At 71.6% G+C, this 8,791-nt stretch carries 7 protein-coding genes; 4 read left to right on the forward strand and 3 right to left on the reverse strand.

The features are described from left to right. Window positions 1–13 precede the first annotated feature (13 nt). Window positions 14–832, reverse strand: a complete 819-nt coding sequence (locus NAG42_RS39355) for a helix-turn-helix transcriptional regulator (RefSeq protein WP_250037514.1) — start codon at window positions 830–832, stop codon at window positions 14–16. Between the two features lie 105 nt (window positions 833–937). Between NAG42_RS39355 and NAG42_RS39360 the strand changes: the two genes are divergently transcribed. From NAG42_RS39360 to NAG42_RS39375, 4 genes are all read left to right on the forward strand, one after another. After that, window positions 938–1,876, forward strand: coding sequence for an SDR family oxidoreductase (locus tag NAG42_RS39360; protein ID WP_250037515.1), 939 nt, complete (start codon window positions 938–940; stop codon window positions 1,874–1,876). Window positions 1,877–1,930: 54 nt separating this feature from the next. Next, window positions 1,931–2,254, forward strand: a complete 324-nt coding sequence (locus tag NAG42_RS39365; RefSeq protein WP_250037516.1) for a hypothetical protein — start codon at window positions 1,931–1,933, stop codon at window positions 2,252–2,254. Further along, window positions 2,251–4,440, forward strand: a complete 2,190-nt coding sequence (locus tag NAG42_RS39370) for a bifunctional polysaccharide deacetylase/glycosyltransferase family 2 protein (protein ID WP_250037517.1) — start codon at window positions 2,251–2,253, stop codon at window positions 4,438–4,440. Before NAG42_RS39365 ends, NAG42_RS39370 begins: the two co-directional genes overlap by 4 nt. Window positions 4,441–4,504: 64 nt before the next feature. Continuing rightward, entirely contained in the window at window positions 4,505–5,872 is a 1,368-nt protein-coding gene (locus tag NAG42_RS39375; RefSeq protein WP_250037518.1) for a serine/threonine-protein kinase, read from the forward strand. A 9-nt stretch (window positions 5,873–5,881) separates the two neighbouring features. Here the strand turns inward: NAG42_RS39375 and NAG42_RS39380 are convergent, their stop codons facing one another. Together NAG42_RS39380 and NAG42_RS39385 are read right to left on the reverse strand one after the other, a co-directional pair. Next, window positions 5,882–6,604 carry a hypothetical protein gene (locus tag NAG42_RS39380; protein WP_250037520.1) on the reverse strand — a complete coding sequence of 241 codons (723 nt, stop codon included), beginning with the start codon at window positions 6,602–6,604 and terminating at the stop codon, window positions 5,882–5,884. 123 nt (window positions 6,605–6,727) lie between these two features. Beyond that, window positions 6,728–8,554, reverse strand: coding sequence for a LamG domain-containing protein (locus tag NAG42_RS39385; protein ID WP_250037521.1), 1,827 nt, complete (start codon window positions 8,552–8,554; stop codon window positions 6,728–6,730). Between the last annotated feature and the right edge of the window lie 237 nt (window positions 8,555–8,791).

An 8,791-nucleotide genomic window follows, 5' to 3' on the forward strand; every position in this document is an offset into this window, starting at 1 on the left:
GCGCAGCGCGCGCTCAAGCGAGCGAGCTGACCGCGAGCAGCGACAACTTGTCGGCGTCGGCCGTCGCCGGCTCGGGGTGATAGATCACCAGCATCATGCCGACCGTGTCGCTGACCTGGAGTTTCTCGCGATGCAGGGTCATCGGGCCGACCACCGGGTGGTCGAACGGCACCGCCGCCCCACCCCGGTGGCGCACGTCGTGGCGGGCCCACAGCCGGCGGAAGAGCGGGCTGGCCACCGACAACTCGCCGACCAGCTCGACGAGGCGCGGATCGTCGGTGTCCGGCCCGGCCGCCTCACGCAGGTGGGCGACCATCGTGGCCGCGCCCTGCTGCCAGCCCGGGATCAGGGCCTGCTCGCCCGGGTCGAGCAGCACGTCCCGCAGCCGGTTGTTCCCCGCGACCAGCCGCGGCGAGAGCGCGGTGGCCAGGGCGTTGGCCACCAGGACGTCCATGTATCGGCCCTCGACGAACGCCGGCAGCGGCAGCATCGTCACCAGCGCCGCAGTACTCGGCGGGACGATCTCGCGGCGTCGCGGACGGGCCCGGCGCGGCCGTTCGGAGGCCAGTCCGAGCAGGTGGTCGCGGGTGTCGTCGTCGAGCCGCAGCACCCGGGCCAGCGACTCCAGCACCTGGGCCGACGGATGGCGGTCCCGCCCCCGCTCGAGGCGCAGGTAATAGTCGGCGCTGATCCCGGCCAGCATCGCCACCTCCTCGCGGCGCAGCCCGGGTGTCCGGCGCACCCCGGTCACCGGCACCCCCGCCACCTCCGGGCTGATCAGCTCACGCCGCGCCCGCAGGAAGGCGCCCAGCAGGTTCGGCTCCTCGCTCATGCTTGTCACGGTAGATCGCCGGGGCGGCCGCAGCGGGGGCCCTGCCGGACCCCCGGCTGACCAATGCTCTGCCTGACCGCCGGCCACCGGACGACCATGGACCGCATGACCACAGTTCTCGTCACCGGCGGCTCCGGCTTCATCGCCGGTCACTGCATCCTTCAGCTCCTCGACCAGGGGTACGACGTCCGGGCCACCGTCCGGTCGCTCGACCGCACCCCCGACCTGCCCGGCGTCACCTTCGTGGCGGCCGATCTGCTCAGCGACGACGGCTGGGCCGAGGCTGTCCGCGGCTGCGATCACGTCCTGCATGTGGCCTCGCCCGTGCAGCCGGGCCGGGTGGAGAACGAGGACGACCTCATCGTCCCGGCCCGCGAGGGCACGCTGCGCGTGCTGCGGGCCGCCCGCGACGCCGGCGTCCAGCGGGTCGTGCTCACCTCGGCCTTCCACGCCGTGGGCTGGGGCCACCCGCACGACGACCACGTCTTCACCGAGGACGACTGGACCGTGCTCGACGGGCCGGGCACCGACGCCTACGGCCGGAGCAAGACCCTCGCCGAGCGCGCGGCCTGGGAGCTCCTCGACGGTGCGGCCACCGGGCTGACCACCATCCTGCCCGTCGCCGTCATGGGTCCGGTGCTGGGTGACCACAAGGTCTCGGGCGCCAACCACATCGTCGAGCAGATGCTCGAGGGCCGCATGCCGGGCTTCCCCAACCTCTACATCCCGATCGTCGACGTCCGTGACGTCGCCGCGGCCCACCTCGCGGCCATGACCGCCGAGGGCGCCGCCGGGCAGCGCTTCCTGCTGGCCGGCGGGCCTGCGCTGCGGATGGAGCAGATCGGCGCGATCTTGCGCGAGCACCTGGGTGACGCCGCGAAGCTGGTGCCGACCACGACCATCCCGGACGAGCGGCTGCGCGGCACCGTGCCCGATCTGGGCTACGAGCGCAAGGTCTCCAGCGAGAAGGCCCGCCGGGTGCTCGGGTGGACGTCGCGCAGCGCCGAGCAGGCCATCGTCGCCGCCGGCGAGAGCATGGTGTGACGCTAGACCCGCCCGGGGGTGCGCATCTCCGCCCCATCTTCTAGCGTCGATGGTGTGGCGGAAGAACCGAAGGTCGGTCGGGCGTCCGTCGGGCGCCGGTCACAGGGGCGGGCCCGGGTCGGGCGTGCGGTCGGCAAGGCGCCGTTGCCCGAGAACGCCAAGACCCAGATGCTGGCCCTGGGCGAGCAGGGACCGCCACCGGTCTTCGTCGATCCCACCGGTGGCCGGCGGCGGTGGTTGCGCCGCACCGCGTACGGGATCGGGGTCCTGCTGGTCCTGGCCCTGATCACGATCTGGGTGACCCAGCTGATCGAGCCGGCCCGGCCGCCGGCCCGTCCGTGCCCGAGTGCCGCACCGGCCGGGACCTGCCCGCGGTGACGGTCTACCGGTCCGCCCCGCCACCGCATGATCCGGCGGAATCGACCGCCCGGCTGCCGCCGATCAAGCGCCGGCGACGGCTCCGGCGGCGCCGGGTGATGACCGGCGCGCTGGCCCTGACCGTATTGCTGCTGCTCGCGACCGTCATCCTGGTCTCGGTCTACACCGACGCCGGTTTCAGCCCGGACGGCACCAGCCCCGCCTCGACGTCCAACCGGAAGGTGCCGGCTTCCGTCCGCGACGGCGGCCCGGTGATCGACCTGACCGGCGGGGGCAAACTCCAGACGTACGGGATGCCCGCCCGGACGATCGCGCTGACCTTCGACGACGGACCCGATCCGCGGTGGACGCCCAAGATCCTCGACATCCTGGCCAAGCACCACGCCCCGGCCACCTTCTTCGTGGTGGGCTCCCAGGTCGCCCGGCACCCCGGCATCACCGAGCGGATCGCGCGCGAGGGTCACGAGCTGGGCGGGCACACGTTCACCCACCCCGACCTGGCCGAACTGCCCGAGTGGCGGCGCGAGATGGAGAACTCGCAGACCCAGCTGGCCATCGCCCACGCCACCGGCGGCGCGACCAGACTGATGCGGCCGCCGTATTCGTCGTTCGCCGATGCCCTGACCGACAAGGACTGGCAGACCGTGCAGGCGGTCGGCGCCCAGGGCTACCTGACCGTGCTCGACACGATGGACAGTGAGGACTGGAAACGGCCGGGGACCGACGCGATCGTCCGCAACGTGACCCCGGAGGGCGACGACGGGCAGATCGTGCTGCTGCACGACGCGGGCGGTGACCGGTCGCAGACCGTGGCCGCGCTCGACCGGCTGATCCCGCAGCTGCAGAAGCGCGGCTACAAGTTCAGTACGGTCAGCGCGGCCATCGGCGGCCAGGTGAACCCGGCGGCCGGCGACGACGCGGTCTGGCGCGGGCGGGCGCTGGTGTGGACCGTCGGCGTGGCCGATGTCGTGCTGGCGGTGCTGTGGGCTCTGCTGATCACGGCCGGTGGGCTGATCGTCATCCGGACGCTGATCCTGTTCGCCTTCGCCTGGCGGCACTCCCGGCACCGGCGGGGCCCGGACTGGTCGTGGGGGCTGCCGGTGACCTCGCCGGTGACGATCGTCGTGCCCGCCTACAACGAGGAGAAGACGATCGGGCCGGCCGTGCGCTCACTCGCGCTCTCGGCCCACCCCGGCGTCGAGGTGCTGGTGGTCGACGACGGCTCGACCGACGACACGGCGGCGGCGGCGCGGCAGCTGGGACTGGGCAACGTCCGGGTCGTCCGGATCCCGAACGGTGGCAAGGCGAACGCGCTCAACGCCGGGGTGGCCCTGTCGCGCCACGACCTGATCGTGATGGTCGACGCGGACACCGTGGTCGAGCCGGACGCGGTCCACCGGCTCGTCCAGCCGTTCGCCGACCCGGCGGTGGGCGCGGTCGCCGGCAACGTCAAGGTCGGCAACCGGCGCGGGCTGATCGGCAAGTGGCAGCACATCGAGTACGTGATCGGCTTCAACCTGGACCGGCGGCTGTACGACACGTTCGGCTGCATCCCGACCATCCCCGGGGCGCTGGGCGCGTTCCGGCGCGCGGCGCTGACCGACTCGGGTGGGCTGAGCACCGACACGCTGGCCGAGGACACCGACCTGACGATCGCGATCCACCGGGCCGGCTGGCGGGTGGTCTACGAGGAGTCGGCCAAGGCCTGGACCGAGGCGCCGGCGACGGCCAGGCAGCTCTGGCGGCAGCGCTACCGGTGGAGCTACGGCACCATGCAGGCGATGTGGAAGCACCGGGCGGCGGTGCGCGACCGCGGCCCGTCGGGACGGTTCGGCCGCCGCGGCCTGCTGTTCATCGCGCTCTTCAGCGTGCTGCTGCCGCTGCTCGCGCCGCTGGTCGACCTGATGGCGGTCTACGGCCTGCTCTTCCTCGACCGCGAGGTCACCGCCATCGGCTGGCTGACCATGCTGGTGGTGCAGGTGCTGACCGCTGTCCTGGCGTTCCGTCTCGATCGGGAGCCGCTGCGCCCGCTCTGGAGCCTGCCGCTGCAGCAGATCGTCTACCGTCAGGTGATGTACCTGGTGCTGCTGCATTCGGCGGTCGCGGCGGTGACCGGGCGGCGGTTGAAGTGGCAGACGATCCATCGCACGGGCGATCTCAGTTCGGCACCCGTTCCCGGACGTTGACCATGATCGTCGGACCGCCGCGTATGTTGTGATCCGGCTGAATCCGATCGGTTGAGAAGGTGGCATGCCAAGCCCAGGGGAAATCTTCGGTGGTCGATACCGGCTGGACGACCGGATCGCGGCCGGCGGCATGGGCGAGGTCTGGCGGGCCACCGACACGGTGCTGGGCCGCGACGTCGCCGTGAAGACGCTGCACGCCGACCGGGCCGGCGACCCGGGGTTCCAGGAGCGGTTCCGCCACGAGGCACGCTCGATGGCGGCGCTGCACCACCCGGGGGTGGCCGACGTCTACGACTTCGGCGAGACCGAGAGCGGCACCGACGCGTACATCGTGATGGCCCGCATCGACGGCCAGCCGCTGACCGAGCGGATCGCCGAGCGGGGCCGGCTGACCCCGGCCGAGACCATGTCGGTGGTGGCCCAGGCGGCGCGGGCACTCGAGGCCGCGCACGAGGCCGGCATCGTGCACCGCGACGTGAAGCCCAGCAACCTCATCATCAAGCCGGACGGCACGGTGGTGCTGGTCGACTTCGGCGTGGCCCGCTCGGCCAGTTCGTCGACGTTGACCGGCGCCCGGGAAGTGGTCGGGACGGCGATGTACATCGCGCCCGAGCAGGTCTCGAAGGAGACGACCGGGCCGCCGGCCGACATCTACGCGCTGGGTGTGGTGGCCTACCACTGCCTGGCCGGGCACGCGCCGTTCATGGGTGACAACCCGATCGCCATCGCGATGCAGCACGTGAACGACCCGCCACCCGAGCTGCCCGAGGATGTGCCGCCCGCGGTCCGGGCCGTGGTCATGCGGGCCCTGGCCAAGAATCCAGCGGACCGCTTCCCGTCGGCGGCGGCGATGGCCGAGGCGGCCGACCGCGCGGTGTCGGGCGGGGACACCACCGCGATCCTGGCCGCTCCCCGCTACGCGGCGGTTCCCACGCCGGCGACGCTGACCGAGCAGCCGTCCGTCGCTCCGGCTCCGGGCTCACGGCGCACGATGGTCGTGCTGGCCGCGGCCGGGGCGCTGGTGCTCGTCGCGGCGGTGGCGGCGATCGCTTTTTATCTGGGCGACCGCGAGAACAAAGCACCCGGCCCGACCACCCCGTCGACATCGGTGCAGGGGTCGGCCGGCACCGGCAACGCGCCGCCGGTCACGACCGGCACCAAGACGCAGACCCGCCCGACCACCGCGACACCGACCCGGACCACCACGACGCGGCCCGCGCCGCCGCCGGACCAGCCGTCCGACCCGGCCTCGGAGCTGCCGGACACCCCGGACCCGGGTGGTTCAGAACCCGGCGAGGACGACTCGACCCCGCCCGACGACGGTCCGACCACGCCCTCGGCCACCCCTGGCACCGGGAACGAGGGCCCGGGTGGCGGCAACGAGGAGGATCCTGGTGGCGGCGGTGACGACACCGAGGCCGGGACGCCGTGACCGGTCTGGTCAGGACGACCGGCCGGCCGTGAGCTGCTGCGTCAGCTCGACGACCTGCTGGGAGAGTTGCTCGACGGCGTCGCGCAGCTTGGGCAGCTGGTCGTTGGCGACCGAGCCGGCCCGGACGTTCGCGGTCACCAGCACACTGTCGGCCCGCTGCGACGGCGTCCCGGTCGACCGGCCCACGTTGAACGCCCAGATGTCGTCGATCTGAGCCTTGACCTGCTTGGCGATCTCCGCGGAAATCCACTTCTTGTCATCGGCGGTGAGTGCCACGGGTACGTCCTCCAGATGCCAGGAAGCCGTCGCGGCTTCGAGGTTCGACGCGTACGAAGATGAGAAGTGCGCATGGTGGTCGTGCGGATTGGCGCCGGTGTACCTCTCCTGGCGCCAGCCCGAACTGGCCGACCAGATGCGCCGGTTGAAGATGATGTAGCGCAGGCGCTTCTCGGCGCCCGACCGGCAACGCGTCAGCAGGAACTGCACGACCTTCTCCATCGACAGCCCCGGCACCCGCAGGTCCACATCGACGTCGATGGCGTGCACCTCGTTGACCCGGTCGGCGTCGCGGATCGGCACGTTCCCGGTCTCGTCCGGGTTGTGATCGGACTGACTGCTCTGATGCGCCGAGTCACCCACCGAGCCGTCGCTGGACCTGTCCCGGTTGGGCGCGATCGCATTGAACTCGGAGCGCAGCTTCACCAGGCAAGGCACCAAGATCCAGCTGGCCATCCCTCTGCTCCTCACGCTGCGTAGACAACGGCGGCCGAAGGCTATCAGTACCCGCGGGTGGTGGTCATCACTCCGAGAGGGACGGATTGTCGGATGTCTCACCCTCCACTGTGATCATGACGGTCAGTCACCGATGTGAATCCATACGTCGTCCAGGGCCCCGTGGAACTGGTCGTTGTCGGCACCGACGCCCTTGCCACCCAGGCTGAACGGCTGCTCGGAGTCGATCGTGAGCGCCTCCGGGACGGCGACGGTGGACCGCACCTGATCATCGACGGTGATCGCCAGACTCGGGCCGGTGCGCCGGCACTCGAGGGTGTGCCACTGGTCGTCGGCGATCGACGTGCGGCTTCGAGCGACGTACGTGGTCCCGCCCGCACGATCCGTCAGGGCGCAGCCCGGCTTGCCGGAAACCCCGTCCACCTGCAACTTGTACTGGCCACCCCCGGTGGCGTACCCCTTCTGCAGGATGTTCTGCCCGTCCTGGCCGGTCGCCCCGGCCGGCGGCGAGGCGAGACGCACGGCGGCGCCGAAGCGCAGCGGCTTGGTTCCCGGGTTGAGGTCGGCGGTGGCCTCGGCCCGCAGCACAAGGCGCGGGCAGGTGGCTCCCGAACAGCGCGGCGGGAAGGTCAAAGCCTGCCCCGAAGCGTGCGGTTCCATGGCGACCTGACCGCCGTTCCGGGTCACCGCGCGTAGCAGATGCCGGTGGCCGGAACCGTCGTCGAACGTGCCGTCGGCGATCGCCGAATCGAAGTTGTACGAAGCCACCGGCCCGTCCGCCGGAGCCGACTCAGTACGCGGAGTGACGCCCGAGAAGGCCACATACCGCTTACGCGACATCGAGGCGACCAAGGTGAAGTCGCCGACCGCGCTGATCGAGCCGAGCGCCCGGCTGGTCGCGATCTGCCGGGTGCCGGCGACGCCGTTGGCCTGCGGCGCCCACGGCAGCAGATTGCCCTGCGCGTCGATGGCGGCCAGCTTGCCCCGCGGCACCGAGCCGTCGGTGCAGACGCCGCGGACGCCGTTGTTGGTGGTGATGCAAGCCTTGTCGAAGTGCCCGCCGACATAAGTGGTGCCGTCCAGGACGGCGATCGCCTGCGCGTCACCGTCGAAGACCCGCGTCCACCGGGCGACGCCGGCCGGGGTGTACGCCACCGCGCGCCCACCCTGCCCACCGGTGGCGACATAGACACCCGCCGAGTCGGCCGCGACCGCGAAGACCTGCGACACCGGCTTGGGCATGAACGCGAGGTCGACGGCCCCGGTCGCGGGATCCACGGCGGACAGCCGCAGCGTGGAGCCGACCTTGTTGGTCCGGTGGAAGCGCCCGCCGAGGTAGACCCGCTTGGGGGTGACCGCGACGGCGTTGACCACGTCGTCGGTTGTCGGTGCCCAGCGGTCGAGGGAGCCGGTGGCCAAGGTGAAGGCGGCCAGGTTGCCCCGGGCGACCCCGTCGACGGCGGTGATCCTGCCCCCCAGGTAAAGCCGGCCGTTTCCGGTGGCGAGCGCGTTGGGCTGGCCGACAACGGTGTGCCGCATCGACGTCAAGGCGCCGCTCCTGGCGCTGATCCCGGCGATCGCGTCGCGGGGGGTGCCGTTGACAGTGTCGAAGTCGCCGGTGGCGTAGACGACATCGCCGGCTACGGCCAGGGCGCGCACGTTGGCGTCGGCGCTGGGCTTCCAGTCGAGCAAAGCTCCGGTACGGGCGTCGAGCGCGGCCAGACGCGTCCGGGGCACGGCCTTTCCGCCGACGATCGCGCTGGTGAAGTTGCCGCCCACATAGACGGTGGAGCCGCGGTAGGCCACCGCGTACACCGGGCCGTTGAACGACGGCGACGTCACCGGATCGGGCGTGACCACCGCGGCGATCGCGGCACCACCCGTCGCGATCAAGACCAGCCCGACGGCGACGATCAAGCTACGGCGGATGGCTTTTCGGATGTAAGGCACATTGCTCGTTAACTACGCTTGTTCGCCGAAGATGCGCGCCCGATCAGGTACCAAAACGAGCCAAAAGGACGAGTGGTGGTCGGTCTCGGACTCCTGAGTGGGCGGCGGCTTTGTGGGTTGGGCTTGCTTGCGCTGGACGGGCGGAGGCGGGGGTGAGCAAGCAGGGCCTGGAAGAGCAGCTACGGCCTTGCTTGCTCACCCCCGCCTCCGCCCTTGCGGGCGAGCTTGACGGCGGCT

The sequence above is a fragment of the Paractinoplanes maris genome (genome assembly GCF_023544465.1).
GTDB classification, from domain to species: domain Bacteria; phylum Actinomycetota; class Actinomycetes; order Mycobacteriales; family Micromonosporaceae; genus Actinoplanes; species Actinoplanes maris.

Coding starts and splice junctions, on each gene's coding strand:
- NAG42_RS39380 (WP_250037520.1), bottom strand. CDS start 6,604: ATGGCCAGCTGGATCTTGGTGCCTTGCCTGGTGAAGCTGCGCTCCGAG.
- NAG42_RS39360 (WP_250037515.1), top strand. CDS start 938: ATGACCACAGTTCTCGTCACCGGCGGCTCCGGCTTCATCGCCGGTCAC.
- NAG42_RS39355 (WP_250037514.1), bottom strand. CDS start 832: ATGAGCGAGGAGCCGAACCTGCTGGGCGCCTTCCTGCGGGCGCGGCGT.
- NAG42_RS39375 (WP_250037518.1), top strand. CDS start 4,505: ATGCCAAGCCCAGGGGAAATCTTCGGTGGTCGATACCGGCTGGACGAC.